The sequence below is a fragment of the Roseovarius litoreus genome (assembly GCF_900142765.1).
Classification (GTDB): Bacteria; Pseudomonadota; Alphaproteobacteria; order Rhodobacterales; family Rhodobacteraceae; genus Roseovarius; species Roseovarius litoreus.
The window spans coordinates 79,157-92,952 of sequence record NZ_FRCB01000006.1 but is presented as its reverse complement, the minus strand read 5'-3'; the positions used below and the strand labels follow the sequence as shown (position 1 = coordinate 92,952).

General features: G+C 65.1%; 16 protein-coding genes. 10 read left to right on the top strand and 6 right to left on the bottom strand.

Going from position 1 to position 13,796, the window contains the following annotated elements; all coding sequences use genetic code 11:
- Window positions 1–101: 101 nt before the first annotated feature.
- Complete coding sequence (purE, locus tag F3H35_RS12610; protein ID WP_149779927.1) at window positions 102–590, top strand: 5-(carboxyamino)imidazole ribonucleotide mutase; 489 nt, start codon at window positions 102–104, stop codon at window positions 588–590.
- The gene (locus tag F3H35_RS12605) at window positions 583–1,656 is read left to right on the top strand and encodes a 5-(carboxyamino)imidazole ribonucleotide synthase (protein ID WP_149779926.1); all 1,074 of its coding nucleotides are present in this window, start codon (window positions 583–585) and stop codon (window positions 1,654–1,656) included. The genes purE and F3H35_RS12605 overlap by 8 nt, the downstream gene beginning before the upstream one ends.
- A 147-nt stretch (window positions 1,657–1,803) precedes the next feature.
- Here the strand turns inward: F3H35_RS12605 and F3H35_RS12600 are convergent, their stop codons facing one another.
- The 4 genes from F3H35_RS12600 to groES form a co-directional block, all read right to left on the bottom strand.
- Entirely contained in the window at window positions 1,804–2,952 is a 1,149-nt protein-coding gene (locus F3H35_RS12600) for an alpha-D-ribose 1-methylphosphonate 5-triphosphate diphosphatase (RefSeq protein WP_149779925.1), read from the bottom strand.
- Window positions 2,952–3,734: an esterase/lipase family protein gene (locus tag F3H35_RS12595; RefSeq protein ID WP_149780062.1), complete on the bottom strand. Its 783-nt coding sequence runs from the start codon at window positions 3,732–3,734 to the stop codon at window positions 2,952–2,954. The genes F3H35_RS12600 and F3H35_RS12595 overlap by 1 nt, the downstream gene beginning before the upstream one ends.
- Before the next feature lie 135 nt (window positions 3,735–3,869).
- Window positions 3,870–5,513, bottom strand: a complete 1,644-nt coding sequence (groL, locus tag F3H35_RS12590; protein WP_149779924.1) for a chaperonin GroEL — start codon at window positions 5,511–5,513, stop codon at window positions 3,870–3,872.
- A gap of 47 nt (window positions 5,514–5,560) precedes the next feature.
- Window positions 5,561–5,848: a co-chaperone GroES gene (gene groES, locus F3H35_RS12585; protein WP_007813304.1), complete on the bottom strand. Its 288-nt coding sequence runs from the start codon at window positions 5,846–5,848 to the stop codon at window positions 5,561–5,563.
- Between the two features lie 208 nt (window positions 5,849–6,056).
- On the opposite strand from groES, the gene F3H35_RS12580 reads away from it, so the two are divergent.
- Window positions 6,057–7,049 carry a TraB/GumN family protein gene (locus F3H35_RS12580; protein ID WP_149779923.1) on the top strand — a complete coding sequence of 331 codons (993 nt, stop codon included), beginning with the start codon at window positions 6,057–6,059 and terminating at the stop codon, window positions 7,047–7,049.
- Here the strand turns inward: F3H35_RS12580 and F3H35_RS12575 are convergent.
- Window positions 7,018–7,692 (bottom strand): DUF2161 domain-containing phosphodiesterase, encoded by a 675-nt coding sequence (locus tag F3H35_RS12575; protein WP_149779922.1) that lies wholly within the window; start codon window positions 7,690–7,692, stop codon window positions 7,018–7,020. The genes F3H35_RS12580 and F3H35_RS12575 overlap by 32 nt on opposite strands.
- A gap of 95 nt (window positions 7,693–7,787) precedes the next feature.
- Here F3H35_RS12575 and F3H35_RS12570 point away from each other — a divergent pair, with 95 nt between their 5' ends.
- The gene (locus F3H35_RS12570; RefSeq protein WP_149779921.1) at window positions 7,788–8,708 is read left to right on the top strand and encodes a manganese-dependent inorganic pyrophosphatase; all 921 of its coding nucleotides are present in this window, start codon (window positions 7,788–7,790) and stop codon (window positions 8,706–8,708) included.
- A gap of 60 nt (window positions 8,709–8,768) precedes the next feature.
- Here the strand turns inward: F3H35_RS12570 and F3H35_RS12565 are convergent, their stop codons facing one another.
- Window positions 8,769–9,260, bottom strand: coding sequence for a flavin reductase family protein (locus tag F3H35_RS12565; RefSeq protein ID WP_007813298.1), 492 nt, complete (start codon window positions 9,258–9,260; stop codon window positions 8,769–8,771).
- A gap of 268 nt (window positions 9,261–9,528) precedes the next feature.
- On the opposite strand from F3H35_RS12565, the gene F3H35_RS12560 reads away from it, so the two are divergent.
- The 6 genes from F3H35_RS12560 to F3H35_RS12535 all read left to right on the top strand — a co-directional run bounded on the left by F3H35_RS12560 (window position 9,529) and on the right by F3H35_RS12535 (window position 13,795).
- The gene (locus tag F3H35_RS12560; RefSeq protein ID WP_149779920.1) at window positions 9,529–10,401 is read left to right on the top strand and encodes a TIGR01459 family HAD-type hydrolase; all 873 of its coding nucleotides are present in this window, start codon (window positions 9,529–9,531) and stop codon (window positions 10,399–10,401) included.
- A gap of 113 nt (window positions 10,402–10,514) precedes the next feature.
- A complete protein-coding gene (locus F3H35_RS12555) occupies window positions 10,515–10,958 on the top strand; it encodes a MaoC family dehydratase (RefSeq protein WP_149779919.1) in 444 nt (147 codons plus the stop codon).
- A 131-nt stretch (window positions 10,959–11,089) separates the two neighbouring features.
- Window positions 11,090–11,272: a hypothetical protein gene (locus F3H35_RS12550; RefSeq protein WP_007813293.1), complete on the top strand. Its 183-nt coding sequence runs from the start codon at window positions 11,090–11,092 to the stop codon at window positions 11,270–11,272.
- Between the two features lie 68 nt (window positions 11,273–11,340).
- Window positions 11,341–12,279, top strand: coding sequence for a bifunctional riboflavin kinase/FAD synthetase (locus tag F3H35_RS12545; protein WP_149779918.1), 939 nt, complete (start codon window positions 11,341–11,343; stop codon window positions 12,277–12,279).
- Entirely contained in the window at window positions 12,276–12,752 is a 477-nt protein-coding gene (locus F3H35_RS12540; RefSeq protein WP_149779917.1) for a YcgN family cysteine cluster protein, read from the top strand. The genes F3H35_RS12545 and F3H35_RS12540 overlap by 4 nt, the downstream gene beginning before the upstream one ends.
- The gene (locus F3H35_RS12535) at window positions 12,749–13,795 is read left to right on the top strand and encodes a threonine aldolase family protein (protein WP_149779916.1); all 1,047 of its coding nucleotides are present in this window, start codon (window positions 12,749–12,751) and stop codon (window positions 13,793–13,795) included. Before F3H35_RS12540 ends, F3H35_RS12535 begins: the two co-directional genes overlap by 4 nt.
- Window position 13,796 lies beyond the last annotated feature (1 nt).

Below are 13,796 nucleotides of genomic sequence, written 5' to 3'. Positions count from 1 at the left end.
GACAGGGTCCGGACCACGGGGGCGGCCTATCCCGGTCTGTCTGATTGCACCTGCCTGCGCGATGGGTATAGTGCGCGCGCAGACGGCAGGAGGCCAGTGACATGGGCAAGGTCAAAGTGGGCATCATCATGGGCAGCCAGTCGGACTGGCCGACCATGCGCGCGGCCGCGGATATTCTGGACGAGCTCGACGTGCCTTACGAGGCGAAGATCGTCTCGGCGCATCGCACCCCGGACAGGTTGTGGGACTATGGCCGCAGCGCCGCCGACCGTGGCCTTCAGGTGATTATCGCAGGTGCGGGCGGTGCCGCGCATCTGCCCGGCATGATGGCGTCGAAAACGCGGGTGCCGGTGATCGGCGTGCCGGTGCAGACCAAGGCGCTGTCCGGTGTCGACAGTCTTTATTCCATCGTGCAGATGCCGCGTGGCTTTCCGGTGGCCACAATGGCGATCGGTGCGGCGGGTGCTGCCAATGCAGGGCTGATGGCGGCGGCGATCCTCGCCAATGGCGATCCGTCGCTGGCCCAGCGCCTCGATGCGTGGCGTGCCGCGCTTTCGGCCTCCATTCCGGACGAGCCTCAAGATGACTGATCCCCTGACGACCGGCGCCACCATCGGTATCCTTGGCGGCGGCCAGCTGGGCCGCATGCTGTCGGTTGCCGCCTCGCGTCTCGGCTTCAAGACCTGTGTGTTCGAGCCGGGCGGCGATTGCCCGGCGAGCCATGTCTCGAACTACCATTTCCAGGCCGAGTACGAGGACGAGGACGCGCTGCGCCGCTTTGCCGCCGCGGTCGATGTGGTGACCTATGAATTCGAGAATATCCCGACCTCGGCGCTGGATGTGCTGGACAGCTTCGGCAAACCCGTACGGCCGGGGCGCAACGCGCTGCGGATCAGCCAGGACCGGCTGACCGAAAAGGCGTTCCTGTCGGAGCTGGGGCTGGCCACAGCCCCCTTTGCGGCGGTGGATGACGAGATCGATCTGGCCGAGGCGATCGCCGAGATCGGACTGCCCGCGATCCTCAAGACCCGGCGCTTCGGCTATGACGGCAAGGGGCAGGCGCGGATCATGACGCCCGAGGATGCCGATCAGGCGCTGGCCGATATGGGCGGGCAGCCCGCGATCCTCGAAGGCTTCGTGACCTTCAGCCATGAAGTCTCGGTGATCGGCGCGCGCAATGCGGCGGGCGATGTGGCCTGCTTTGATCCGGGCGAAAACGTGCATGAGGGCGGGATCCTGCGGACCACCACCGTGCCCGCCCGGCTGAGTGCCGCGCAGCGCACCGATGCGGTGCTGCTGACGGGACGCATTCTCAACAAGCTGGATTACGTGGGCGTGATGGGTGTGGAATTGTTCGTCACGGGCACAGGCCTGATCGTGAATGAAATCGCCCCGCGCGTGCATAATTCAGGACACTGGACCCAGCAGGGCTGCGCGATCGACCAGTTCGAGCAGCATATCCGCGCGGTCGCAGGCTGGCCCCTGGGCGATGGCAGCCGCTATGCGGATGTGGTGATGGAAAACCTGATCGGGGATGACATGGCGCGCCTTGCGCAAATCGCCGCAGAACCGGCAGCCTCGATCCATCTTTACGGCAAATCAGACGTGAAACCGGGCCGCAAGATGGGCCATGTGAACCGCATCACCCGGGGCTGATTCCCTGAAGGAAAACGCCGCGCGCGACTGGGGGCCCTGCCCCCAGACCCCCGGGATATTTTCGGCCAGAAGAAACGCGCGCGCGGCGCGTCTTTCATCGTTCCCGAAATACTCCCGCCGGAGGCATCCGCGACCTGCCACATCGCGTCAGCTTATGAAGCGGGCGGCCAGCTCGCCACTGAGATAGCTGACACAGCCACCCGAGAGTGTCGCACGGACTGTGCGGGTTTCGGCGTCGAGCACGAGGATATCGGCGCGCTGCCCAGGCGTCAGGCTGCCGCGATCGGTAAGCCCGAGAACCGCCGCCGGGCCTGCCGAGACGAGCCGCCAGGCGTCGGCGATGGGCAGCAGGCCCGCATCGGAGACGAGGAAGGCGGCGCGGCGCAAGGAGGGGTAGTGGTAGTCCGAGGCCAGCGCCGTGCACAGGCCCATGGCAATGAGGTCCGTTGCGCTGACATTGCCGTTGTGAGAGCCGCCGCGCACCACATTGGGCGCGCCGAGGATCACCGCATCGCCTGCGGCATGGGCCGCTTCGGCGGCTGCGAGGGTTTCGGGGAATTCGGAAATGCGCACGCCACGGGCGCGCCATTCGGCACGGGTTTCGGGGGTGCGGTCGTCATGGCTGCCCATGATCACGCCGGCTGCCGACAGATCGGCGCAGAGCGCATCGAGCGCGGGCGGCAGTTGGGGCATCCGCGCATGCAGGGCATGCATGTATTCGAGATGTTTTTCCGGGTTGCGGCCGATCCGGAGCGCCTGCCCCGTCAGGCGCGGCGGGCGTTTGCCTTGCGCCAGCGCCTCATGCGGGAGATGGTCGTTGAACACCACGTAAGGAATGGCATGGGCCGCCACCAGCGCCTGCAGCGCGGGGTAATCCTCGAGCATGGGCGTCTCGAAGCGGAGTTGGGCCAGCAGTCGGGTGACCAGACGCGGGCGGACCTGATCCAGCGCGGCGAGCACCCGGCGCGCGAAATCGGGGCCACGCATCCCGCCTTCCCAGCTGTAGAACTGGGCCAGAATGGCTGTGGTGATGCCGTTGGCGGCGAGCTCGGCCTCGGCGGCGATCAGCCCCTGATCCAGGTCCTTCATGGCGCCGCGCCGCGGGGCCAGGTGTTTTTCGAACGCATCGCCATGGATGTCGACGATCCCCGGCAGCACCAGATAGCCCGACAGGTCCACGACGCGCCCGACTTCACCCTCGACGATCCGGCCCGAGGACAGCGACAGGGGCGCGTCGCACAGCCCTTCGGGCAGCAGCACGCGGGCGCCCACCAGGTGCAGGTCCGGCAGGATCATCACTCGGTCCCCCAGATCAGATCGCCGAGGGTCAGGTCGTGATCGAAGCGGCCGAGGCGCAGGAATTCCAGCGTCTGGGCGATCACGAGGGGGTTGTTCATCATGAAGGTATGGGTCACCGGCAGCGTGATGTGATCGGCCATGCCCTCGACGCGGGTGGAGGCGACCGAGACCTTGCCATCGTCCGGGCCGTCGATCAGGCTGGAGAAATAGGGGTTGAGCGAGCGGGTTCCGGCGATCACGCCAAGCTCGAAATCTACCGGGGGCAGGCCTTCGGGCAGGCCGTCCGCGCCGGTTTCGAGCTGCATCCCCGCAGGTCCGTTGAGCCACGCGAAAAGATCGAGCCCACCCAATTCGTCCACCAACTCGGAGCCGTGATTTGGGGGGCCGAGCATCACGACGCGCCCCATGCGCGAGGGCCGGTTGTCGCGCAGCCAATGGCGCAGCAGGATGCCGCCCATCGAATGGGTGACGAAATGCACCCGCGCCGCGCCGCAGACCCGGACCGCGTAGGGCAGGGTTTCCTCGGCCAGCGTCGCGATATCGAGCTTGGTGGAGGGGTAATCGGTGCGGAACGTGGCATAGCCCGCGGCCTGGAGCGCCTCATCCATCACCAGAAAGGACGCGTCGGTGCGCGCCAGCCCGTGCAGCATCACCACGCAATCGGCGGCGCCGGGGCCGGGCTGATCGGCAGGGGGATCGGCGGGGGCGGCGTCCTGGGCTGCGAGCGGTGCGGCAAGGGGGGCGACCGTGAGCAGCAGCAGGGCAAGGGCGGTGAGCATTGCTTTCATGGCATCCGAGATAGGCGCATTTGGCGCCGGACAACAGCCCCAAACGCAGATCGGGGCGGTTTGGAGCGGATCAAAAAAGGGCCGCCCCGAAGGACGGCCCGATCGCTTTGCGCACTGCGCGGATGATTACATCATGCCGCCCATGCCGCCCATGTCGGGCATGCCGCCACCGGCGCCAGCGCCGTCTTTCTGGGGCTTGTCGGCGACCATCGCTTCGGTGGTGATCAGCAGGCCTGCGACGGAGGCCGCATCCTCGAGCGCGGTGCGCACGACCTTGGCCGGGTCGATCACGCCGAACTTGAACATGTCGCCATATTCTTCGGTCTGCGCGTTGTAGCCGAACTTCAGATCGTTGCTTTCGCGGATCTTGCCAGCCACGACCGAGCCGTCGACGCCGGCATTCTCGGCGATCTGACGCAGCGGAGCCTCGAGCGCCAGGCGCACGATTTCGATGCCGCGCATCTGGTCGGCATTGGCGCCCTTGAGGCCATCGAGCGTCTTGGCGCCCTGGATCAGGGCCACGCCGCCACCGACAACGATGCCTTCCTGAACGGCGGCACGGGTCGCGTTCAGAGCGTCATCGACACGGTCCTTGCGCTCTTTCACTTCGACTTCGGTCATGCCACCGACGCGGATCACGGCAACACCGCCGGCCAGTTTGGCCACGCGTTCCTGCAGCTTTTCGCGGTCATAGTCGCTGGTGGTTTCTTCGATCTGGGTGCGGATCTGACCAACGCGGGCTTCGATCTCGGCCTTGTTGCCGGCACCGTCGACGATGGTGGTTTCGTCCTTGGTGATCGACACTTTCTTGGCCGAACCCAGCATGTCCATGGTGACCGACTCGAGCTTCATGCCGAGGTCTTCGCTGATGACCTGACCGCCGGTCAGGATCGCGATATCCTGCAGCATCGCCTTGCGGCGATCGCCGAAGCCGGGTGCCTTGACAGCCGCGATCTTGAGGCCGCCGCGCAGCTTGTTGACCACGAGGGTGGCCAGGGCTTCGCCTTCGACATCTTCCGCGATGATCAGCAGGGGTTTCTGCGACTGGATCACCTGCTCGAGCAGGGGAACCATCGGCTGCAGCGAGCTGAGTTTCTTCTCGTGCAGCAGGATGAGGCAGTCTTCCAGCTCGGCGATCATCTTGTCGGAGTTGGTCACGAAATAGGGGCTGAGGTAGCCACGGTCGAACTGCATGCCTTCGACCACGTCGGTTTCGGTCTCGAGGCCCTTGTTCTCTTCGACGGTGATGACGCCGTCATTGCCGACTTTCTGCATCGCGTCGGCGATCTGGCGGCCGATTTCGGCTTCGCCGTTGGCCGAGATGGTGCCGACCTGAGCGACTTCGTCCGAGTTTTCGACCGGGCGGGCCGCGTCCTTGATCGCGGTGACGACCTTGGCTGTCGCGAGGTCAATACCGCGCTTGAGGTCCATCGGGTTCATGCCGGCGGCAACCGCCTTCATGCCTTCGCGGACGATGGCCTGGGCCAGAACGGTGGCGGTGGTGGTGCCGTCGCCGGCTTCATCGTTGGTGCGCGATGCGACTTCCTTGACCATCTGCGCGCCCATGTTCTCGAACTTGTCTTCCAGTTCGATTTCCTTGGCGACAGAGACACCGTCCTTGGTGATGCGCGGAGCGCCGAAGGACTTGTCGAGAACCACGTTGCGGCCTTTGGGGCCGAGGGTCACCTTGACCGCGTCGGCCAGGATGTTGACACCGCGAAGCATCTTGTTGCGGGCTTCGGTGTTGAATTTGACGTCTTTTGCAGACATGTCGATCTCTCCTGACTATCAGTTCAGTGTTGTTCGGAAAAAGCGGATCAGGCGATGACGCCCAGGATGTCGCTTTCCTTCATGATGAGCAGCTCTTCACCATCGAGGGTGATTTCGGTGCCCGACCACTTGCCGAACAGAACCTTGTCGCCGGCCTTGACGGCCATCTCGATCAGTTCGCCACTGTCCTTGCGGGCGCCTTCACCGATGGCGACGACTTCACCCTCCTGGGGCTTTTCTTTCGCGCTTTCGGGGATGATAAGCCCGCCTGCGGTTTTCTCTTCGCTTTCAACGCGGCGGACGAGCACACGATCGTGCAGCGGTTTGAATGCCATGTCTTTGGCTCCTTGGCTCAAAGTTATTACCTGATGGACCCTCATGGGGCCGTTAGCACTCACCCTGTTCGAGTGCTAACGGCGGATAGGTAAGGAGTTGCCAAGGGGCTGTCAACGCCCCGTCGTGCATTTTTTTGCACGCCGCAAGATTGCCACCCGAGCCAGGCGCCCCTAGCTTTTGGCAAACCCTTTGCCGGAGGCCGTCCCCGTGTCACGTATCCTGTTTGCCCTGCTTGTGTTTCTCGCGCCCCTGAGCGTCGCGGCCGCCCCCACGCAATGCGACGGCACCGACCTGATCGCCGCCCTGCCCCAAGAGGCGCAAGCCGATCTGCGCGCCGAGGCGATGGACATGCCCTATCCCGAGGGGCTGCTCTGGCGGGCGACGCGGGGCGACACCGAGATCACGCTCTTTGGCACCTATCATTTCCCGCATGAGGCGACAGAGGCCCATCTTGAGGCGCTGCGCCCGCTCATCGCGGAGGCCGAGGCGGTCTATCTGGAGATCTCGAACGCCGATCAGGACGCGATGCAGGAGGCGCTGGCGGAAGATCCGTCGCTCATGTTCATCACCGAAGGCCCCACCCTGCCCGATCTGCTGGGCGAGGACGACTGGGCGCTGTTCGCAGAAGAGATGCGCGCCCGCGCGATCCCGCCGTTCTTTGCCGCGAGGTTCAAGCCGGTCTGGGCGGCGATGATGATGGGGATCGGCCCCTGCGAGGCGCGCAATGGCGCCATGGACGGGGACGGGATCGACCATCTGATCGGGGTGTATGCCGGCGAGCTGGGCAATCCATCGCGCTCGCTGGAAGATTTTCGCGTGCTGATGGGCATGCTGGACGGGTTCGAGATGGACGAGCAGCTTGAAATGATCCGGCTGTTCTTTGCCTGGACAGGCAGCCCGGACGACATGGCCTATACGCTGCGCCAGAGATATCTGGCCGAGGAGATCGCGTTGATCTGGGCCTATTCCAAGAGGGTCTCGCTGGACTTCGGGGGCGACAGTGCGGCACAGGATTTCGAGCAGTTCGAAGAGATGCTGCTGACCCGGCGCAACAAGGACTGGATCGAGGTGCTGAGCGCAGCCCCTGAACGCCGGCTGTTCGTGGCGGCGGGTGCGGCGCATCTGCCGGGAGAGACAGGCGTTCTGCGCCTGCTGGAAAACGAGGGGTTCACGATCGAGCGTCTGCCGTTCGATCCGTGATCTCGGCCCGGCCTGCATCGCTGAGCGCATAGACGCCGCGCGCGACACGCGCGAACCAGCCGTGATGATTGTCGGCCATGATCCGTGTCGCGCGCCCCACACCGGTCGCGCGGGCCACCGCCGCACCCTGAAGCGGGCCATGTGCCGCCAGATGCGCCGCACAGCGCAGCGCGTCCTGCCGGTAGGCGGTCATCACCTGCCCCCGCGTGCCCCCGGCATTGGGATCGCCCTCGCGCGCCGCGAACTCGCCCAGAAGGGCGGCGCGGCGGCGGGCCGACCGGCGAGGCACGAAGGGCGCGGGATCGCAATGCAGCTGCACGAAGCCATCCTCGGTGCGCACGCTGAGCACGCCCAGCCCGAGACGGCGGCAGAGGCCCAGATTGCCCTTGAACGCCCGCCAGCCCGCCCGGCCCCGCCAGCGCGGCACCGCGACATAGACACAATCGGTGATCGCCTGACGGGCCACGGCCTGTTGCAGGAGGGTCAGCGAAAAGCCGGTTTTCAACTCAACCACCACAGGCTCGGCGCCGTCGCGGATGGCCAGAACGTCGGCCGCGCCCACCTCGGCCTTGACGGTATAGCCGAGCGCTTCAAGCCATGTCTTGACGGGGGGATACAGCGCGGTTTCGGCGGGTTTGCTCATGCGTGCAAAATGGCCGCAACGCGCATGGGTGACAAGCCCGCCCTGCCCTCATATAAGGCGCGCAAATCCGATCCAAACCCGTAAGGACAGTGACAATGACGACGCTTGTTTTCGGCCATAAATCCCCCGACACCGATTCCACCGGATCGCCGATCCTGTGGGCCTGGTATCTCAACGAGGTGGACGGCACCGACGCCGAGCCGGTTCTTCTGGGCGAGCCCAACACCGAGGCCGCCTTCATGCTGGAGCGCTGGTCGCTGCCCAAGCCGCGCATCATCGCCGATGTCGAGCCGGGCCAGCCCTGCGTGATCGTGGACACCAACAACCCCGCCGAACTGCCGGGTGCGATCAACGAGGCCGATATTCAAGGGATCATCGACCATCACAAGCTGGTGGGCGGGCTGGAGACCAAAGGCCCGATCGACATCACCGTGCGCCCGCTGGCCTGCACGGCGACGATCATGGTCGATCTGATGGGCGAGCATGCCGCCAAGATGCCCGACGCGATGAAGGGGGCCGCGCTGACCTGCATCCTGTCGGACACGCTTGAGTTCCGCAGCCCCACCACCACCGCGCATGACCGCGCCGTGGCCGAGCGTCTGGCCGCCGATCTGGGGGTCGATATCGCCAGCTATGCCGCCGAGATGTTCGCCGCCAAATCCGACGTGTCGGCGTTTTCGGATGCCGAGCTGTTGCGCATGGACAGCAAGGAATACGAGGTCGCGGGCACGAAATTCCGTGTCTCGGTGCTGGAGACGACGGCGCCGGCCACGGTGCTCGATCGCAAGGACAGCCTGATGCAGAGCATGCAGGACGTTGCCGCCGAAGATGGCGTGGATCAGGTTCTGCTGTTCGTGGTGGATATCCTGAACGAAGAGGCCACGCTGCTGGTGCCCAACGATCTGGTCAAGACGCTGGCCGAGAAAAGCTTTGGCGCGACTGTCGCGGGTGACCATGTGGTGCTGCCCGGCGTGATGAGCCGCAAGAAGCAGATCATCCCAAACCTCGCTCTCTGAGCAAGGCAGGGTCTGGGTTCGAGGGGCGTCCCGAGGGGCGCCCCTTTTTCTGTGTCTGGATCAGAGCGCCTGTTTGGGCCGCACCACATGGAAGGCGCCATGCATGTAGGTGAGCGGCCGTTCCCCGGCATTGGAAATTCCCGACACCGCCCCGATGCAGATCTGATGCGTGGCGTGGTTGTAGGTTTTCTGCAGCGTGCAGGTAAAGGCCGTGGCCCGTGGCAGGATCGGCCCGAATTCGTTGGGCGTGGCGATGACGCCATGAAAGCGATCGGGGTTTTCATGGTCGAACGCCCCCGCAAAGCGCTGCGCCACATCCACCGCGTCCTCGGGCAGGACATTGACGGTGAAGGTGCCGTTATCGGCCACTGCAAGCGCGATTCGGCTATCCGCCTTGAGGCACACGAGCACCGCCGGAGGGTCGGCGGAAAGCGAGGTGAAGGCGCTGACGGTCGCGCCCATCAGCCCGCCCGGGCCATCGGTGGTGACGACGGTCACCGTCGAGGCCACCTGCCGCATGGCGGCGACGAAAGCATCCCGCGCAGCGGTCATGCCTGCACCCCGGTTTCGAGTTCTGGCCGTGTCATTCGGTTCATGGTCCCCTGATTTCAACGGCATGTGCGGCCACGTCAATGTGCGCGCGAACATGCATTGCGCAACAGATAGTGGGTTTGCCGCCGATGCCCAAATCTTTCTTCGGGAAAGCTTGAGGCCCTTGCGGCCACACCCCATCACAGGACGGATTTTCAAGGTGGCCATTGCGGCGCGGGCCTGCCATAGCTGAGGCGTTTTTCGTCCCCAAGCTGCGCAGGCCCGTTCCATGACCCAGATCATCCAGTCGCTCTCCGAGATTTCCGACCGTTATGACGCGCTCTTCGTCGATCTTTGGGGGTGCCTGCATAATGGCGTGACCGCCTTTCCCGAGGCGGTCGCGGCCTTGCGGGCCTATCGCGAGGGTGGCGGGACCGTGGTTCTGGTGACCAATTCGCCGCGCCCCCGTGCCGGGGTGGAAAAACAGCTTGTGAGCTTTGATGTGCCGACCGATTGCTGGGATGTCATCACCACATCCGGCGACAGCGCGCGCGCGGCGATGTTTCAGGGGGCCGTCGGCGAGAAGGTCTATTTCATCGGCGAAGCGCGCGACACGAAATTTTTCGAGCCGCTGGAAGTGATCAAGGATCCCGTCGAGATCGAGACCGTGCCCCTGCAGGAGGCCCAAGGCATCGTCTGCACCGGGCCGTTCGATCCGATGGCCGATCCGTCGGAGTATCGCGCCGATTTCCTCTATGCAAAGACCAAGGGGATGAAGCTGCTCTGTGCCAATCCCGATATCGTGGTGGACCGGGGCGAGCGGCGCGAATGGTGCGCCGGCGCGCTGGCGCGGCTGTATACCGAGATGGGGGGCGAGAGCCTTTATTTCGGCAAGCCGCACCCGCCGATCTATGATCTGGCCCGCCGCCGTCTGGCCGCGATGGGGCGCGATGCCGAGACGGCCTCGATTCTGGCGATCGGTGACGGCATCCAGACCGATATCGCGGGCGCCGTGGGCGAGGATATCGATTCGCTGTTCATCACCGGCGGGCTGGCCGCGAAAGAGACGAAAACCAACCGGCATCCCGACGAAAGCGCGCTTGAGGCCTATCTTCAGGACGAGCAGATGCACCCCACCTATGCGATCGGCTTTTTGCGTTAAAGCGTTCCTTGAGCAGAAAAGGCTTGATTTTCTGCATCTGCAAAGTAATAAAGTTCCAACTTTGAGCGGCTGAGTGTCGCGATTATTACCCACCAGCCGGTCAGGAGGGGCGAATGTTGGACAACATGCCACGCGGAACCATCACCATCGAGCAAATCGAGATGGGCATGACCCGCAGCCTGCGCAAAGTCGTCACCGACGAGGATATCGAGATGTTCGCGCAGGTCTCGACCGACCGGAACCCGGTGCATCTGGACGATGCCTATGCGCAGGACACCATTTTCGAGGGCCGGATCGCCCACGGGATGCTGACCGCCGGGCTGATTTCGGCGGTGATCGGGGAACAGCTTCCGGGGCACGGTACGGTCTATATGGGCCAGACACTCAAGTTTTTGGCACCCGTGCGGCCCGGCGACATGGTGCTGGCCGAGGTCGAGGTGATCGGCATCGACCATGCCAAGCGCCGCGTGCAACTGGATTGCCGCTGTCTGGTCAACGGCAAGAAGGTGCTGATCGGCGAGGCCACGGTGCTGGCGCCATCGGGCAAATTCGACTGATCCTGCGCGCCATCCCGCCGCAAAACAGGGACGCTCCGCCTGCCCCTTGATCGGGCGGGCGCCCGTTGTGGTACACTTCTCCCCCATCCGGGCGCGTGCATCGCACCGTCCCGGTCAAAGGAGGAGACATCATGCAAACCGCAAAGACAACGGAATATGCCCGCGCGCTTCTGTCGTCCTATGGATCGAAGGCGCCGGTGATCGCCGCCCGCAGGATGCGCGAATCGGACGAGGCCGGCGAGACGCAGGAAGCCGAAAACTGGAAGCGTATCCGGTTGGCCATCGCCGAGATGCGCGGCCCGCATCAAAGCTGATCGCGAGGCACGGGACGCGGGCGCGTATCGCGCTTGCACCTGCGCGGACATGGGGCTACCCCTGCGCCATGCAGATTGTCCGCGACTATGACTATGTGGATCAGGCCGACCGGGGCGCATCCGTCGCCATCGGCAATTTCGACGGCGTGCATCTGGGTCATCAATCGGTGATCGACATCGCCCGCGAGCATGCCGCGGCACTGGGCGCGCCGCTCGGGGTGCTGACCTTCGAGCCGCACCCGAGGGAATATTTCGCCCCCGATTCGCCCCCCTTCCGGCTGATGAGCCGCGAGGCGCGCGCGCATCGCCTGCAGAAACTCGGGATCGAAAAGCTCTATGAGCTGAATTTCAACGCCGCGATGGCGGCCCTTTCGCCCTATGAGTTCGCGCGCAACGTGATCGCGCGCGGGCTTGGGTTGCGCCATGTGGTGGTGGGCGCGGATTTCTGTTTCGGCAAGGGGCGCGCGGGCGACGCGCGCGATCTGGAGCGGTTCGGCCGCGAGATGGGATTCGGCGTGACCATCGCAGAGTTGCTCGAGGGGCGGACCGGGCAGGTCTCGTCGACCGCGATCCGCGCCGCCCTGTCCGAAGGACGCCCGCGCGACGCCGCCGCCATGCTGGGGCACTGGCACCGGATCGACGGCCCGGTGGTGGGGGGTGAACAGCGGGGCCGCGAATTGGGCTATCCGACCGCGAACATGTCGATCGAAGGGCTGCATCCGCCGCGCTTCGGCGTCTATGCCGTGCTGGTCGAGGTGCGCGACGGCCCCCATGCCGGGCAGTATCACGGCGCGGCCTCGCTCGGCGTGCGACCGATGTTTCATGGTGAGGTGCCCAATCTCGAGACCTTCATCTTCGACTTCTCCGGCGATCTTTATGGCGCGGAGCTGTCGGTCGCGCTGGTGGAGTACCTGCGCCCCGAAGCCACCTTCGACAGTCTCGAGGCCTTCATCGCGCAGATGGATGCCGACTGCGCCCGCGCCCGCGACATCCTTGGCGCGTCATGAGCGACGATCCGATCGACCGCACGGGCCTTGCGCCGCGCTACTGGGAAACCAAGCCCCTGTCGCGCATGACCCGCCACGAATGGGAGGCGCTCTGCGATGGCTGCGGCAAATGCTGCCTCAACAAGCTCGAAGATGACGAGACCGGCGAGGTGGCGCTGACCCGCGTCGCCTGTCGCCTGTTCGACGACAGCACCTGCCGCTGTGCACAATACGATATCCGCCACCAGTTCGTGCCGGAATGCATCACGCTGGATGCGCGAAACCTTGAGGGCCATCTCTACTGGATGCCCGAAACCTGCGCCTACAAGCTGCTCCATCACGGCAAGCCGCTTTACGACTGGCACCCGCTGATCTCGGGCGATCCGGACAGCGTGCACCGCGCCGGCGTATCGGTGCAGAACGCCACCATCCCCGAGTTCGAGGTCGATGAGGACGACTGGGAAGACCATCTGATCGAGGAGCCAGGCACATGACATTCGCCTCCGACAATTGCGGTCCCGCACATCCGCGGATCATCGAGGCCCTGGCGCGTGCGAATGACGGCTATGCCGCGTCCTATGGCGCGGATGATCTGATGGCGCAGACCCGCGCCCGCCTGCGCGAGATCTTCGAGGCCCCCGAGGCGATGGTGCATCTGGTGGCCACCGGCACCGCGGCCAATGCGCTGGCGCTGGCGACGCTGGCACAGCCCTGGCAGACGATCTATTGCACCCCGCTCGCCCATATCAACTGCGACGAATGCCAGGCGCCGGAATTCTATACCGGCGGCTGCAAATTGTCGCTGGTTGGCGAGGCCGACAAGATGACCCCGACAGAGCTGTCCGCCGCCATCGCCGAGGCGGGCCATGGCAATGTGCATGTCGCCCAGCCCGGCCCGGTCTCGCTCACGCAGGTGACGGAAATGGGCCGGCTCTACACGCTCGAGGAATTGCAGGCCCTCTCGGGCGTGGCGGCGGCGCATGGGCTGCCGGTGCATCTGGATGGCGCGCGCTTTGCCAATGCGCTGGTGGCGCTTGGCTGCACCCCCGCCGAGATGACATGGAAGGCCGGGATCGACGCGGTCAGCTTCGGTGGCACCAAGAACGGCTGTCTCGGCGTCGAGGCGGTGATCGTCTTCAACCCCGTCCATTCGTGGGAATTCGAGCTGCGCCGCAAGCGTGCGGGACATCTGTTTTCCAAGCACCGGTTCCTCTCGGCGCAGATGCTGGCCTATCTCGCCGATGATCTGTGGCTCGACATGGCGCGCGCCGCCAATGCGCGCGCCGCGCGTCTGGCCGAGGGGCTGCGCAGCCTGCCGGACTGCGCCTTCCTGGCTGAACCTCAGGCCAACATGATCTTCGCCACCCTGCCCCGCGCCACCCATCAGCGCCTGCATGCGGCAGGTGCGCCTTACGGTTTGCGCGCGGGCCAGCTTGATGGCGCGGACCCGGCAGAGCCGCTGTCGATGCGGCTGGTCTGCGACTGGTCGGTCAGCGAGGCGGCGATCGACAGCTTCGTAGAGGCCGCGCGCGGCTAAA

Bases quoted from the DNA above. Each gene is read 5' to 3' on its own strand.
- purE (WP_149779927.1), top strand. From the start codon at position 102: ATGGGCAAGGTCAAAGTGGGCATCATCATGGGCAGCCAGTCGGACTGG.
- F3H35_RS12605 (WP_149779926.1), top strand. From the start codon at position 583: ATGACTGATCCCCTGACGACCGGCGCCACCATCGGTATCCTTGGCGGC.
- F3H35_RS12600 (WP_149779925.1), bottom strand. From the start codon at position 2,952: ATGATCCTGCCGGACCTGCACCTGGTGGGCGCCCGCGTGCTGCTGCCC.
- F3H35_RS12595 (WP_149780062.1), bottom strand. From the start codon at position 3,734: ATGCTCACCGCCCTTGCCCTGCTGCTGCTCACGGTCGCCCCCCTTGCC.
- groL (WP_149779924.1), bottom strand. From the start codon at position 5,513: ATGTCTGCAAAAGACGTCAAATTCAACACCGAAGCCCGCAACAAGATG.
- groES (WP_007813304.1), bottom strand. From the start codon at position 5,848: ATGGCATTCAAACCGCTGCACGATCGTGTGCTCGTCCGCCGCGTTGAA.
- F3H35_RS12575 (WP_149779922.1), bottom strand. From the start codon at position 7,692: ATGAGCAAACCCGCCGAAACCGCGCTGTATCCCCCCGTCAAGACATGG.
- F3H35_RS12570 (WP_149779921.1), top strand. From the start codon at position 7,788: ATGACGACGCTTGTTTTCGGCCATAAATCCCCCGACACCGATTCCACC.
- F3H35_RS12565 (WP_007813298.1), bottom strand. From the start codon at position 9,260: ATGACCGCTGCGCGGGATGCTTTCGTCGCCGCCATGCGGCAGGTGGCC.
- F3H35_RS12560 (WP_149779920.1), top strand. From the start codon at position 9,529: ATGACCCAGATCATCCAGTCGCTCTCCGAGATTTCCGACCGTTATGAC.
- F3H35_RS12555 (WP_149779919.1), top strand. From the start codon at position 10,515: ATGTTGGACAACATGCCACGCGGAACCATCACCATCGAGCAAATCGAG.
- F3H35_RS12550 (WP_007813293.1), top strand. From the start codon at position 11,090: ATGCAAACCGCAAAGACAACGGAATATGCCCGCGCGCTTCTGTCGTCC.
- F3H35_RS12545 (WP_149779918.1), top strand. From the start codon at position 11,341: ATGCAGATTGTCCGCGACTATGACTATGTGGATCAGGCCGACCGGGGC.
- F3H35_RS12540 (WP_149779917.1), top strand. From the start codon at position 12,276: ATGAGCGACGATCCGATCGACCGCACGGGCCTTGCGCCGCGCTACTGG.
- F3H35_RS12535 (WP_149779916.1), top strand. From the start codon at position 12,749: ATGACATTCGCCTCCGACAATTGCGGTCCCGCACATCCGCGGATCATC.